The 14,080-nt window shown below is 72.8% G+C and carries 11 protein-coding genes; 9 read left to right on the top strand and 2 right to left on the bottom strand.

Features of this window, described 5'->3' with window-relative positions; genetic code table 11:
* Nucleotides 1-10: 10 nt before the first annotated feature.
* Nucleotides 11-760 (bottom strand): transcriptional repressor LexA, encoded by a 750-nt coding sequence (gene lexA / locus OIE51_RS06425; protein WP_326596180.1) that lies wholly within the window; start codon nucleotides 758-760, stop codon nucleotides 11-13.
* Nucleotides 761-1,233: 473 nt separating this feature from the next.
* On the opposite strand from lexA, the gene nrdR reads away from it, so the two are divergent.
* From nrdR to OIE51_RS06395, 6 genes are all read left to right on the top strand, one after another.
* Nucleotides 1,234-1,737, top strand: a complete 504-nt coding sequence (gene nrdR, locus OIE51_RS06420) for a transcriptional regulator NrdR (RefSeq protein ID WP_326596179.1) — start codon at nucleotides 1,234-1,236, stop codon at nucleotides 1,735-1,737.
* A 98-nt stretch (nucleotides 1,738-1,835) separates the two neighbouring features.
* Nucleotides 1,836-4,739: a vitamin B12-dependent ribonucleotide reductase gene (locus OIE51_RS06415; protein ID WP_326596177.1), complete on the top strand. Its 2,904-nt coding sequence runs from the start codon at nucleotides 1,836-1,838 to the stop codon at nucleotides 4,737-4,739.
* Between the two features lie 9 nt (nucleotides 4,740-4,748).
* A complete protein-coding gene (locus tag OIE51_RS06410) occupies nucleotides 4,749-5,648 on the top strand; it encodes an SDR family oxidoreductase (protein WP_326596175.1) in 900 nt (299 codons plus the stop codon).
* Nucleotides 5,649-5,770: 122 nt separating this feature from the next.
* Nucleotides 5,771-6,379 carry a YdbC family protein gene (locus tag OIE51_RS06405; protein ID WP_326596174.1) on the top strand — a complete coding sequence of 203 codons (609 nt, stop codon included), beginning with the start codon at nucleotides 5,771-5,773 and terminating at the stop codon, nucleotides 6,377-6,379.
* 42 nt (nucleotides 6,380-6,421) lie between these two features.
* Nucleotides 6,422-7,087, top strand: coding sequence for a histidine phosphatase family protein (locus tag OIE51_RS06400; RefSeq protein ID WP_326596172.1), 666 nt, complete (start codon nucleotides 6,422-6,424; stop codon nucleotides 7,085-7,087).
* Between the two features lie 13 nt (nucleotides 7,088-7,100).
* Nucleotides 7,101-7,805, top strand: a complete 705-nt coding sequence (locus tag OIE51_RS06395) for a ribonuclease HII (RefSeq protein WP_326596171.1) — start codon at nucleotides 7,101-7,103, stop codon at nucleotides 7,803-7,805.
* 23 nt (nucleotides 7,806-7,828) lie between these two features.
* On the opposite strand, the gene OIE51_RS06390 is transcribed toward OIE51_RS06395, so the two are convergent.
* Entirely contained in the window at nucleotides 7,829-10,021 is a 2,193-nt protein-coding gene (locus OIE51_RS06390; protein WP_326596170.1) for a RecQ family ATP-dependent DNA helicase, read from the bottom strand.
* A gap of 141 nt (nucleotides 10,022-10,162) precedes the next feature.
* Between OIE51_RS06390 and OIE51_RS06385 the strand changes: the two genes are divergently transcribed.
* From OIE51_RS06385 to OIE51_RS06375, 3 genes are all read left to right on the top strand, one after another.
* Nucleotides 10,163-11,314, top strand: a complete 1,152-nt coding sequence (locus OIE51_RS06385) for a DUF4192 domain-containing protein (RefSeq protein WP_326596169.1) — start codon at nucleotides 10,163-10,165, stop codon at nucleotides 11,312-11,314.
* A 31-nt stretch (nucleotides 11,315-11,345) separates the two neighbouring features.
* Entirely contained in the window at nucleotides 11,346-12,086 is a 741-nt protein-coding gene (locus OIE51_RS06380; protein WP_326596168.1) for an NUDIX hydrolase, read from the top strand.
* A gap of 79 nt (nucleotides 12,087-12,165) precedes the next feature.
* Entirely contained in the window at nucleotides 12,166-13,953 is a 1,788-nt protein-coding gene (locus OIE51_RS06375) for an ABC transporter ATP-binding protein (protein ID WP_326596166.1), read from the top strand.
* Nucleotides 13,954-14,080 lie beyond the last annotated feature (127 nt).

Below are 14,080 nucleotides of genomic sequence, written 5' to 3'. Positions count from 1 at the left end.
ACGCGGCGGGTCAGACCCGGCGCATGACGGCGACGACCTTGCCGAGGATCGTGGCCTCGTCGCCGGGGATCGGCTGGTATGCCGCGTTGTGCGGGAGGAGCCAGACATGGCCGTCCTCGCGCTTGAAGCGCTTCACGGTCGCCTCGCCGTCCAGCATGGCGGCCACGATGTCGCCGTTCTCCGCAACGGGCTGGCGGCGGACCGTCACCCAGTCGCCGTCGCAGATAGCAGCCTCGATCATCGAGTCTCCGACGACCTTCAGCACGAAGAGCTCGCCGTCGCCGACGAGCTGCCTGGGGAGGGGGAAGACGTCCTCGACCGACTCTTCGGCGAGGATCGGGCCACCGGCCGCGATCCGGCCGACCAGCGGCACATACGAGGCGGCGGGCTTGCCGGCCGTGTCCGCGGCCTGGGGCGTCGGCGTGTCGGCACCGCGCACCTCGTACGCGCGGGGGCGGTGCGGGTCGCGACGCAGGAATCCCTTGCGCTCCAGGGCCATGAGCTGATGGGCCACGGACGAGGTGCTGGACAGGCCGACGGCCTGGCCGATCTCCCGCATCGACGGCGGGTAGCCGCGGCGCTGCACGGAGTCCCGGATGACCTCGATGACCCGGCGCTGGCGGTCGGTGAGGCCCGAGCTGTCGGCCCTGATCCCCGGTGGGCGCCCCGGCAGCGAGCGGGCGGGCGCGGCTCCCGGCGTGCCCAGCCGGTCTTGGCGGCGCTCAGCGGCGGTGATGGCGTCGTCTGCTGCGGTGGTCATGTCGGCCCCTTCTCAGGTGGTACTCGCTAGTCAGACAACGGTAGTTGCTATCGAAAGGTTGCGCCAAACACACGTTCGAGTGAAATATCGCAGATCGCCTGACGTGGTCGCAAAACCGGGTGTATGGCCCCTCGGTAAAAGGGGACTCCGGCCGCGAACGGTAACCGCCCGTGCGATAGCCTCCCATGCGGCCGCCACCCGCCCGACCCCGGGCCCCGTTTGTCGCGGCGCGACACGCGTTCTGATGATGTTGACAGCGGAACCCTAGATGTAGTGGTTTCATGACTGGCGGCTCCCCACAAATTGTGGTCCTGGGTCCTCATCGGCGGTGGATATCGCCTATGCTGGTGATCGCCCCCACAGGCCGTTCGAACGGCCTGGCGAGGTCATGACGCCGTGCCCGCACGCCCGGCGTCCGCACGCTGCGTCACCGAGCTGTCGGAAAGTCGGAAAGTCGGAAAGGGAGAGAAGAGATGCACTGCCCCTTCTGCCGACACCCCGACAGCCGCGTCGTCGACAGCCGCACCGCCGACGATGGCACCATGATCCGCCGTCGCCGCCAGTGTCCGAGCTGCTCCCGGCGGTTCACCACGGTGGAGACCGCCTCGCTGATGGTGATCAAGCGCAGCGGCGTCACCGAGCCGTTCAGCCGGGACAAGGTGATCGTCGGCGTCCGCAAGGCGTGTCAGGGCCGTCCCGTCACCGAGGACGCCCTCGCCCAGCTCGGCCAGCGGGTCGAGGAGGCGGTGCGCGCGACCGGCAGCGCCGAGCTGTCCACGCACGACGTCGGCCTCGCCATACTCGGGCCGCTCCGCGAGCTGGACCTGGTGGCCTACCTGCGCTTCGCGTCCGTCTATCGGGCCTTCGACTCGCTCGAGGACTTCGAGGCCGCCATCGCCGAGCTGCGCGAGGGCTTCCCCGCCGCTGACGACCGGCCGGACTCCGCGCCCGCGCGGACCGGGGCCGACAAGAGCTGACCGGGGCGCATCGCCGCGCCACGGTCGATGGAACGACAACACGTGACCTTGCCCCGGCCGGGTCACACCAGGGCGTTGTGCCCGAACAGGGAGGCGGAATGACTGAGACGACGAGCGGCCCGGCACGAGGCTCCCGCACCAAGGGTGGCAAGGGAAGCAAGGGCCTGCGGATCGAGCGCATCCACACCACCCCCGGCGTGCACCCTTACGACGAGGTGGTCTGGGAGCGCCGTGACGTCGTCATGACCAACTGGCGCGACGGTTCGATCAACTTCGAACAGCGTGGCGTCGAGTTCCCCGACTTCTGGTCGGTGAACGCGGTCAACATCGTCACGAGCAAGTATTTCCGCGGGGCGGTCGGCACGCCGCAGCGCGAGACCGGCCTCAAGCAGCTCATCGACCGCGTGGTGAAGACCTACCGGCGGGCGGGCGAGGACTTCGGGTATTTCGCCTCCCCGGAGGACGCCGAGACCTTCGAGCACGAGCTGGCCTACGCGCTGCTGCACCAGGTCTTCAGCTTCAACTCGCCGGTGTGGTTCAACGTCGGTACCAAGCAGCCGCAGCAGGTCAGCGCCTGTTTCATCCTCTCCGTCGACGACTCCATGGAGTCGATCCTCGACTGGTACAAGGAAGAGGGGATGATCTTCAAGGGCGGCTCGGGCGCGGGGCTGAACCTGTCCCGTATCCGCTCCTCCAAGGAGCTGCTGTCCTCCGGGGGCAACGCCTCGGGTCCGGTCTCCTTCATGCGCGGCGCGGACGCCTCCGCCGGGACGATCAAATCGGGCGGCGCCACGCGCCGCGCGGCCAAGATGGTCGTGCTGGACGTGGACCACCCGGACGTGGAGGCCTTCATCGAGACCAAGGTGAAGGAGGAGGAGAAGATCCGCGCGCTGCGCGACGCGGGATTCGACATGGACCTGGGCGGCGACGACATCACGTCGGTGCAGTACCAGAACGCGAACAACTCGGTGCGAGTCACCGACGAGTTCATGCGGTCCGTCGAGGCCGGCGAGCGGTTCGGCCTGCGGGGGAGGACCAGCGGCGAGATCATCGAGGAGGTCGACGCCCGCGGTCTGTTCCGCAAGATGGCGGAGGCCGCCCACGTGTGCGCCGACCCCGGCATTCAGTATGACGACACGATCAACCACTGGCACACTTCGCCCGAGACCGGCCGGATCACCGCGTCCAACCCGTGCAGCGAGTACATGCACCTGGACAACTCCAGCTGCAACCTGGCCTCGCTGAACCTGATGAAATTCCTCTCCGACGACGGCGAGGGCCACCAGGCGTTCGACGCCGCGCGGTTCGCCAAGGTCGTGGAGCTGGTCATCACGGCCATGGACATCTCGATCTGCTTCGCGGACTTCCCGACCCAGAAGATCGGCGAGACCACGCGCGCCTTCCGCCAGCTCGGCATCGGCTACGCCAACCTCGGCGCGCTGCTGATGGCGACCGGCCACGCGTACGACTCGGACGGCGGCCGGGCCCTGGCGGGCGCGATCACCTCGCTGATGACCGGCACCTCCTACCGGCGCTCCGCCGAGCTGGCCGCGGTCGTCGGCGCGTACGACGGGTACGCCCGCAACGCGGACGCCCACAACCGCGTCATGCGGCAGCACGCCGAGGCCAACGACGCGGCCCGGCGGATGGACGACCTGGACACCCCGGTCTGGTCGGCGGCCACCGAGGCGTGGCAGGACGTTCTCCGCCTGGGCAAGAAGAACGGTTTCCGCAACGCGCAGGCGTCCGTGCTGGCCCCGACCGGCACGATCGGCCTGATGATGGACTGCGACACCACGGGCATCGAGCCCGACCTGGCGCTGGTGAAGTTCAAGAAGCTGGTCGGCGGCGGCTCGATGCAGATCGTGAACAACACCGTGCCCAAGGCCCTCAAGCGCCTGGGGTACCAGCCGGAGCAGGTGGAGGCGATCGTCGCGCACATCGCCGAGCACGGCAACGTCGTCGACTCCCCCGGTCTGAAGCCCGAGCACTACGAGGTCTTCGACTGCGCCATGGGGGAGCGGTCGATCGCGCCCATGGGGCACGTGCGGATGATGGCCGCCGCCCAGCCGTTCCTCAGTGGCGCCATCTCCAAGACGGTCAACATGCCGAGCACCAGCACGGTGGACGACGTGGCCGAGATCTACCTCCAGGGGTGGAAGCTCGGCGTCAAGGCCCTCGCGGTGTATGTGGAGAACAGCAAAGTCGGTCAGCCGCTGTCCGCCAAGAAGAAGGACAAGGAGGGCGAGCGGCCGACGGGGTCGGCCCGGGCTCCCGAGCCGGAGAAGGTCGTGGAGTACCGCCCGGTGCGCAAGCGGCTGCCGAAGGGCCGGCCCGGGCTCACCACCTCGTTCACGGTGGGCGGCGCCGAGGGGTACATGACGGCGAACTCCTACCCGGACGACGGGCTGGGCGAGGTCTTCCTGAAGATGTCCAAGCAGGGCTCGACCCTGGCGGGCATGATGGACGCCTTCTCGATCGCCGTCTCGGTGGGCCTCCAGTACGGCGTGCCCCTGGAGACGTACGTCTCGAAGTTCACCAACATGCGCTTCGAGCCGGCCGGTATGACCGACGACCAGGACGTCCGGATGGCCCAGTCCATCGTGGACTACATCTTCCGCCGGCTGGCGCTGGACTTCCTGCCCTTCGAGACCAGGTCGGCCCTGGGAATCCACACGGCGGGCGAGCGGCAGCGCCACCTGGAGACCGGCTCGTACGAGTCGGCCGACGAAGACATGGACGTCGAGGGGCTCTCCCAATCCGCGCCCCGCCAGCCGCAGGCCGGCCGGTCCGGCGGCTCGGCGGCGGCGCCCGCCGCGGCGGCGGAGCCGGAGGAGGAGCGGCCCGCGCCGAAGGAGGCGCACAGCTCCACCGAGCTGCTGGAGATCCAGCTCGGCCTGAACGCGGACGCGCCGCTGTGCCTGTCCTGCGGGACGAAGATGCGCCGCGCCGGTAGCTGCTACCTCTGCGAGGGCTGCGGCTCCACGAGCGGCTGCAGCTAGTGATCCCCGGTGCCACCCGCCGTGCCGCGCGCGGTGGGTGGCACCGGCCTGTCCGGCCCGCCCATGGTGCGGCTGCGCGTTCCGGCCGGCTCCGCGAGGATGGAGGCGGCGGAAGGCGATGACCATGACCATGGGGCGATCATGCACAGCGTGATCCTGGTGACCGGCGGTACGGGGACACTCGGCCGCGAGGTCGTGCGCAGGCTGCTGGAGGACGAGCACGAAGTGCGCGTTCTCAGCCGCCGGGGGCGCGCGGAGGGGGAGCGGCTGCCGGTCGAGTGGGTGCGCGGTGATCTGAGGACCGGTGGCGGGCTCGGCCCGGCGCTGTCCGGCACCGACGCGGTCGTGCACTGCGCGACGGCGAACGGGTCGGGCGACGTGGCGATGACGCGGCGGCTGGCCGAGGCCGCGCGGGCCGCCGGGGCACCGCACCTGGTGTACATCTCGATCGTGGGCGCCGACCGGGTGCCCGGCTTCCCCTATTACCGGGCGAAGCTGGAGTGCGAGCGGATCGTCGCGGAATCCGGGCTGCCGTGGACGGTGCTGCGGACCACGCAGTTCCACGGCCTGATCACCCGGCTGGTGGCGGCGCAGCGCCGGCTGCCGGTGGTGCTGACGCTGGGCGGCGGGGTGCGGCTGCAGCCGGTGGCGGAGCGGGAGGCGGGCGAGCGGCTGGCGGAGCTGGCGGTCGGCGAGCCGGCCGGACGGGTCGCCGATCTGGCGGGGCCCGAAATCCGCACGGCGCGCGATCTCACGCGGGCGGCGGCGCGGGCGGCGGGGACGCGCCGTTCCGTGGTGCCGCTGCGGCTGCCGGGGAAGGCGTTCCGCGCGGTGCGGGAAGGAGCGCTGCTCGCGCCCGACCGCGCGGTGGGCCGGATCGCCTTCGACGACTTCCGGTCCGCCCGGTGATCCCGGCCACGCGATGAAGGACCGGTACCGGCGGGTGAGTTGACCGCCGGGAAGCGCTGGGTGTGATCGCGTGATCGACGATCTCGTCCACCCCTGACGCGAGTTGGCCGTACGATGGCGCGGTGCTGGTCAAGTGGATGCGGTGCACCGTCGTCGACCGAGTCGGCTTCGAGCGCGGGCAGCGGAAGTGGGCGGGACTGCTCGGCGAGCCCGGATTCCGGTCCCAGGGTGGCGGCTGGAGCCGGACCCGGCCGGGCGTCGTACATCTCTTCGGCTTCTGGGAGAGCCGCGCGTTCTACGACTCCTTCATGGCCCGCTCCCACGACCGGCTCGCGGCGGCCCAGAGCGGCACGTTCCAGGACATGCGGGTGCGGCTCTTCCAGTACCGCTTCGACGTCAAGATGGGCTTCGAACCGCGCTTCACCGACGCGAACCTGCTGCGGGTCGCGCACTGCCGCGTCCACAAGGAGCGCGCCGAGCACTTCGCGCTGATGCAGGAGAAGGTGTGGAACCCGGCGATGGCCGGATCGCCCGGGATGCTGCGCGGGGTCTTCGCCGAGGCGGAGCCGGACTGCGAGTTCCTGGTGCTGTCGATGTGGGACTCGGCCGCTGAGCGCGCCAAGTACCGCACCGAGCGGGTGGAACGGCTCGCGCTGCGCGCGCAGACCGGGGCCGACGTCGCCACCATCGCCGGCGACGTGATCGACATGGAACGGGCCTGGACGGTATGACCGCCCCCGGCCTCCCGCTCGGCGCAGAACTAGGCTGACACCATGGCACAGCCCCGGCGTATCGTCCTCCTGCGGCACGGAGAGTCACAGGGGAACTACGACGACTCCGTCTACGAGCACCTTCCCGACCACGCGCTGGCGTTGACGGAGAAGGGCCGACGGCAGGCCGAGGCCGCCGGGGAGCGGCTGCGCGCGGTCTTCGGCCAGGAGCGGGTGTCCGCCTACGTCTCGCCGTACCGGCGCACCCACGAGACTTTCCGCGCCCTCGGACTCGATCCGGCCAGGGTACGGGTGCGCGAGGAGCCGCGGTTGCGCGAGCAGGACTGGGGGAACTGGCAGGACCGCGAGGACGTGCTCCGCCAGAAGCGGTCCCGCGACGCCTATGGGCACTTCTTCTACCGTTTCGCCCAAGGGGAGTCGGGAGCCGATGTCTACGACCGGGTCGGGGCCTTCCTGGAGAGCCTGTGGCGCAGCTTCGAGGAGCCGGACCACCCGCCGAACGTGCTGCTGGTGACGCACGGGCTGACGATGCGCCTGTTCTGCATGCGCTGGCTGCACTGGTCCGTCGCCGAGTTCGAGTCGCTGTCCAACCCGGGCAACGGGGAGACCCGGGAGCTGCTGCTCGGCCGTGACGGCAGGTACCACCTCGACCGGCCCTTCGAGCACTGGCACACCCCCAAGCGGCCCTTCGACGGCTGGTGCACATAGGGTGGCTCGCGTCATGCCGTACGAGCCTCCCACCCACCGAGTCGAGCGGTCGCTGCGCGCCACCACCGGAGCGCGGCTGGTCGCGGGCGTCGACGAGGTCGGGCGCGGAGCCTGGGCCGGTCCGGTCACCGTCTGCGCCGCTGTCACCGGACTGCGCCGCCCGCCCGAGGGACTCACCGATTCCAAGCTGCTGACGCCGCCGCGCCGGACCGCCCTGGCCGAGGTGCTCACCGGCTGGGTGACCTCCTACGCGCTCGGCCACGCCTCACCGGGGGAGATCGACAGCCTCGGCATGACAGCCGCGCTGCGTCTGGCGGCCGTCCGCGCCCTGGGGGGACTGCCGGAGTGGCCGGACGCCGTGATCCTGGACGGGAAGCACGATTATCTGGGCGCGCCCTGGCGGGTGCGGACGGTCATCAAGGGGGACCAGTCCTGCGTCGCGGTGGCCGCCGCCTCCGTCATCGCCAAGGTGCGGCGCGACGCGATGCTCGTGGAACTGGCCCCGGAGCACCCCGAGTTCGCCTTCGACAGCAACGTCGGCTATCCTTCGCCCACGCACCGCGCCGCGCTGGAGGAGCTGGGCCCGACCCCGCACCACCGCAGGTCGTGGGCCTACCTCGACGCGCTGCCCCGCTGGCGCCATCTCAAGCTCCCCTCTCATCGCGACGCCCTGGCCACCGAATCGCTGGAGAGCGCCGGTCAACTCGGCATGTTCTGAAGCTCGCCGCAGCCCGGTCACCGTCAGCCCTGCACGGCCAGCACCAGCGGTAGCACTTCCCCGGCGCCCGAGGTGCGCAGCAGCCGCGCCGCCAGGGCGAGGGTCCAGCCCGACTCGGTGAAGTCGTCGACGAGGAGCAGTGGCCCGCCCGCGGCCCGCACCGCCTCCGTCAGCTCGGGCGCCAGCCGGAGTGACCCGCTCAGCGCCCGCACCCGCTGGGCGCTGTTGCCGCGGCCGGGCGAGGCGGTCCCGGGCTCCCGCTCCACCGTGCCGAGCAGCGGCATGCGCCCGACGGCGGCGATCCGTTCGCCGAGCGAGCGCACCAGCCGGGGCCGGGACGCCGAGCCGACCGTGACCACGCCGACCGGCCGGCCCGGTGCCCCGGCGGCGCCGGACGTCCAGCCGTCGGGCGCCCGTGCCCAGTCGGCGAGCACGGTGACCACCGCGTCCACCACGTCGTCGGGCACCGGAGCGTCCGGAGCCCCGGGGGTGAGCAGCGGGCGCAGCCGGTTCCCCCAGCCGATGTCGGACAGCCGTCCCAGGGCGCGGCCGGGCGCGGCCTGCTCGCCGGCCGGGATGCGTCCCTTCAGCTCGATCCCCACGGCGGGCAGGCCGGTCGGCCACATGCGGCGTGGCTCGATCGGCGCCCCGGGCCGTGCCAGCTCGCCGTGGGCCGCCTCCAGGGCGGCGGGCTCCACCTCCGGGGCGAACGGGCTCCGCGCGCAGACGTCGCACCGGCCGCAGGGCGCGGCCTCCTCGTCGTCGAGCTGGCGCCGCAGGAACTCCATGCGGCAGCCGGCCATCGAGGCGTAGTCGCGCATCGCCTGCTGCTCCGCCTCCCGCTGCCGCGCCACGCGCGCGTACCGGAGCGCGTCGTACTCCCAGGGGGCGCCGGTCGCCGTCCAGCCGCCCCGTTCCCTGCGCACCGCGCCGTCCACGTCGAGGACCTTGAGCATCATCTCCAGCCGGGAACGCCGCAGGTCGACGAGGGGCTCCAGCGCGGGCAGCGAGAGCGGCCGGCCGGCGTCCGCGAGCGCCTGGAGCGTGCGCCGCACCTGGTCCTCCGGGGGGAAGGCCAGCGACGAGAAATACCGCCAGATCGCCTCGTCCTCGGGTCCTGGCAGCAGCAGCACCTCGGCGTGGGCCACGCCGCGTCCCGCGCGGCCCACCTGCTGGTAGTAGGCGATGGGGGAGGACGGGGAGCCGAGGTGGACCACGAAGCCCAGGTCGGGCTTGTCGAAGCCCATGCCCAGCGCCGAGGTCGCCACCAGGGCCTTCACCCGGTTCCCCAGGAGATCTTCCTCGGCGGCCTGGCGGTCCGCGTGCTCCGTGCGCCCGGTGTAGGCGGCCACCCGGTGCCCGCGCGCCGCGAGATGGGCGGTCACCTCCTCGGCGGCGGCGACGGTCAGCGTGTAGATGATGCCGGAGCCCGGCAGCCGGTCGAGATTGCCGTCGAGCCAGGCGAGCCGGTGGGCCGCGTCCGGCAGCCGCAGGACGGACAGCCGCAGGCTCTCCCGCTCCAGCGGCCCGCGCAGCACCAGGGCCTCGCTCGCGTCGACGCCGGTGCCCAACTGCTCGGCGATGTCCGCCGACACCCGGGCGTTGGCCGTCGCGGTGGTGGCCAGCACCGGGACGCCCGCCGGCAGTTCGGCGAGCAGGGTGCGCAGCCTGCGGTAGTCCGGGCGGAAGTCATGGCCCCAGTCAGAGATGCAGTGCGCCTCGTCGACCACCAGCAGGCCGGTCGTCGCGGCCAGTTGGGGCAGGACGTGATCGCGGAAGTCCGGATTGTTCAGCCGCTCCGGGGAGACGAGCAGGACGTCCACCGCGCCGGCCTCCACCTCGGCCCGCACGGCGTCCCACTCCTCGATGTTCGCCGAGTTGATCGAGCGGGCCCGGATACCGGCCTTGGCGGCGGCCTCGACCTGGTTCCGCATCAGGGCCAGCAGCGGGGAGACGATCACCGTAGGACCGCTGCCTCGCTCCCGGAGCAGGGCGGTGGCCACGAAATACACCGCCGACTTGCCCCAGCCGGTGCGCTGCACCACCAGCGCCCGCCGGCGCTGGGCGACGAGCGCCTCGATGGCTCGCCACTGGTCGGTGCGGAGCCGGGCGCCGACATCGCCGACGAGGCGCGAGAGCACCGCGTCCGCCGCCGCGCGCAGCTCCTCGGTCTCCGGCTCGGGACGCGGGTCGGGGCCCGCGGAAGGGTGTCGCATGCCCCCATGCAAGCCGATGACCCCGCGTCCCCGCCAACCAGCCTGTGGATAACCCGGTCATTCTTATGACTCGTATGCTTCGCGGGCGGAGCTGTGGACAACGGACGCCGCCGAACCGCCCGGACCCGGCATCCTCACGCCATGACCCGACACAGCGGATCCGCGCCCGTACTGACCCTGTCCGACTGCCGCGTCAAGCTCCGCGGCCCGGCCGAGCTGGCCGACGCCCTGCCCTACCTCATGGGGTACCACCCCGACGACTCCATCGTGCTGATCGGCCTGCACGGCCCGCGAGGGCGCCTCGGGGGGCGCATCCGCACCGGCATTCCCGACAGCCGGGACGGCTGGGACGCGACCGCCGACCAGCTCGCCGCCTGCCTGGTGGAGAACAGCGAGGCCCGGGGCACCCGCCCGGAGGCGGCGGTGGTCTATCTCTGCCAGGACCCGCCCGACGGAGCCCCGGCCGCGGACACCATGGAGCGGCTCCGGCCGCTGGCCCAGCGGCTGCGCACCGCCTGCGGCGCCCTCGAAGTCCCCGTCTGGGAGGCGCTCTACGTCTCGCGCGACCGGTACTGGTCGTACTGCTGCGCCGATCCCGGCTGCTGTTCCGGCGACGGGAACGAGCTCCCCCGGGCGGGGACTTCGGCGATGGCCGTGGCCGCGGCGTACGCGGGGATCGAAGTGCGTGGCTCGCTGACGGAGCTGAGACGGCGGTTCGCGCCGCTCGGCGAGCCCGTCGAGGGCCGGCAGATCAGGGCGCTGGACGCGGCGGCGACCGCGCTCGTGCCCCGCATGCTCGGCGGTGTCCCGGCCGTGGCCGGCGTCCGGGTGGAGACCGCGGAGCTGGCCGAGCGGTTGATGGGCCGCTTCCGCCGGGTCCCCGCCCCGGCGGGTGGTGGTGAGGCGGCGGCCGACGCCACCGACGACGCGCTGCTCACTTCGGACGACGCCGCGCACCTCATCCTGGGCCTCCAGGACCGAGTCAGCAGAGACCGGGCGGCCGAGTGGATGGAGGGCGCCGACGCCCCGGTGGCGCTGCGCCTGTGGCGTGCGCTGGCCCGGCGTTGCGTCGCGGCCTACCGGCAGCACGCGGCGGCCCCGCTCACCCTGGCCGGCTGGGTCGCCTTGTCCTCGGGGGACGAGACCGGCGCCCAGGTGGCGCTCGCTCTGGCCCTGGAGACGGACCCGGAGTACGTGTTCGCCGGGCTGTTGCACCAGGCGTGCAACGACGGTCTGGATCCCGAGCCGCTGCGCCGCTGCATGCGGCAGCAGCGGGCCGCCCGCGGGCGCTGATTCCGGTCGTGGGTCCCCCTATGATCACGACATGCCCTACGACCCGTCGGAGTTCCCGCCGTTCGCCGTCACCGTCGATCTGGTCGTGCTCACCGTCCGGCGGCATGCGCTCTGCGCCCTCACCGTGCGCCGCGCCGAGGAGCCGCACCGGGGCCGGTGGGCGCTCCCCGGCGGCTTCGTCCGGGTCGACGAGGACCTGGCCTCGGCCGCCGCGCGCGAGCTGGCCGAGGAGACGGGGCTCCGGGCGCAGGACGCGGGCAGTCGGCACGCGGGCGCCTATCTGGAACAGCTCGCGACCTACGGCGATCCGCACCGCGATCCGAGAATGCGCGTGGTCAGTGTGGCTCATCTGGTGCTGGCCCCGGATCTTCCGGCTCCCACGGCGGGCGGTGACGCGGGCAGCGCCCAGTGGACGCCCGTGGCACGGCTGCTGGGCGGCGCTGAGGGCGGTGCCGTCGAGCGGCTGGCGTTCGACCACGCGCGGATCCTCGCGGACGGAGTGGAGCGCGCCCGGTCGAAGATCGAGTACTCCTCGCTCGCCGCCGCCTTCTGTCCCGCCGAGTTCACCGTCGGCGAGCTGCGCAGGGTCTACGAGGCGGTGTGGGGAGTCGCCCTCGATCCGCGCAACTTCCATCGGAAGGTGACCGGGACGCCCGGTTTCCTGGTGCCCGTCGGCGGCACGACGACCCGTCAGGGCGGTCGCCCTGCCCAGTTGTTCAGGGCAGGTGGCGCGACGCTGCTCAACCCGCCGATGCTGCGCCCCGAGGTGTAGTCCGCAACGCCTGCGCGTTGCGCGGAAAATCCGATATGTCCCGTTATCGTGCCAGGGTGCACCCCCAACGGGAGGATCGATGATCCAGGCCATCGGACTCACCAGCGCGACTCGGCGCGGCCGGCCCCCGACCGTTGACGATCTCACCTTTGAGGCGCGCCCGGGCAGTGTCACCGCGCTCCTCGGGCCGCCGGGAGCGGGCAAGTCCACGGCCCTGCGGCTGGCGCTCCAACTGTGCCCGGGACGCGGTGTCGCGCTGCTCCGGGGACGGCCGCTGGACCGAGTCCCGCACCCGGCGCGGGAGGTCGGCGTCCTGCTCGGCGACGTCCCGGGCCACCCGCGCCGCACCGCGATCGGACACCTGCGGATGCTGGCCGCGGTGGCCGGGATGCCGGCCGGCCGGGCCGAGGACGTGCTCGACGTGGTGGGCCTCAGTGGGCTCGCCGACCAGCGGCTCGGACGGTTCTCGCTGGGCATGGACCGCAGGCTGGGACTGGCGGTCGCGTTGCTGGGCGATCCGCACACCCTCGTCCTGGACGAGCCCGCGCGCGGCCTGTCCCCCCGCGAGGGCGCGTGGCTGCGCGGTCTGCTGCGCGGATACGCGGACCACGGTGGCGCCGTGCTCGTCACCAGTCAAGACCCCGCGGAGGCCGCGCGGTTCGCCGACCGCGTGGTCAGTCTGCGCGCCGGGCGGCTGGTGGCGGACCAGGCGGTCGAGGACTTCGCCCGCGCCCGGCTGCGGCCCCGGGTGGCCGTGCGCACCCCGCACGCCGACCGGCTCGCGGCGCTGCTCACCCGGGAGTTCCGGACGGAGCGGGATCCGGCGGGGGCGGGTCCGGCGGAGGTGGTGCGGGAATCCGGCAACAGGCTGTCGGTCTTCGGCAGCGACTGCGCGGTGGTCGGCGAGATCGCCTACCGGCACCGCGTCGTGGTGCATCAACTCGCGGACGAGCTGGGCGACTCCGGTGACCGGGCACCGGCCGGGCCGCTGCATCGCGCGGACGGCAGGGCGGCGGGCGCGCCCGGCGGCGCCCGCCGCCCTGCCGTCCGTTCCGGCGCGCGCGGGGCGGCGCTGCCGCCCCGGCTCCCGGCGGTGCCGCCGCCCGGGCCGAGCTGGCCGGTGCGCTACGAGCTCCGCCGGTGGGCCGGGGTGGGCACCGGGTGGTGGCTGATGGGCGCCACGCTGCTGGCCGCCCTGGTGACCGGCCTGGTCCTGGCCTCGGCCGGCACCCGTTCCGCCGAGCGCGTGCTCACCGGCTGGCCCCGCCCCTTGCCCCTGCCCCCCGTCGCGATCGCCGCGGGCGTGCTCGGCGCGCTGGCCTTCGGCCAGGAGTTCCGCTATCCCGCGCTCGCCCCGGCGCGGGTCCTCGTGCCGCGCAGACTCTCCTTGCTCGCGGGCAAGCTCGTCGTCTCGGCGACCGCGGCACTCCTGCTGTGCTGTGCCACCGTCATCCTCAACTCCACCACACTCACCCTCCTGTTCGGCCAGCACATCCCCATCGACGGCCCCTGGCAGACCGTTCTGCTCGCCACCGCCGCGCTGTCCGTCGCCTGTGCCTGGGCGGGCCTGCTCGCCGCCGGTGTCTTCCGGTCCACGTTCCTCGGGCTCGCGGCCGTCGCCGCCGTGCCCCTGGGGCTGGCCCCGGCGCTGCGGGCCCTGCCGGTGGGACCCGCGGGCCGGTCGCTCGACGGACTGTCGGGTCGGCTGCACGCCTTGACCACGCTTCCGTTCCCGTCCGGAGCCGACCGCTGGCTGTCCGCGAGTGTGCGCCTCGCGTCCCAGCCGATCGGCTGGGCGCTCGGTCTGTCGCTCACGGTGCTGCTGTGCGGATACGCCCTCGTCAGCCTGCGCAACAGCCCGCGCTGAGCGGCCAGTAGCCCGGCGGCGCGCGGCGGCCCGCGGGGCGCTCCGCCTCAACGCCCTTGCGCGGTGTCCGGCTTGGACGGGCGACGTCCATTTCCTTCCGGTTAGGCGTCAATTATGCGGGAGTCGC

The sequence above is a fragment of the Streptomyces sp. NBC_01803 genome (genome assembly GCF_035917415.1).
Classification (GTDB): Bacteria; Actinomycetota; Actinomycetes; order Streptomycetales; family Streptomycetaceae; genus Streptomyces.
The sequence above is the reverse complement of the archived record's forward strand: the minus strand, read 5'-3'. Positions and strand labels throughout refer to the sequence as shown.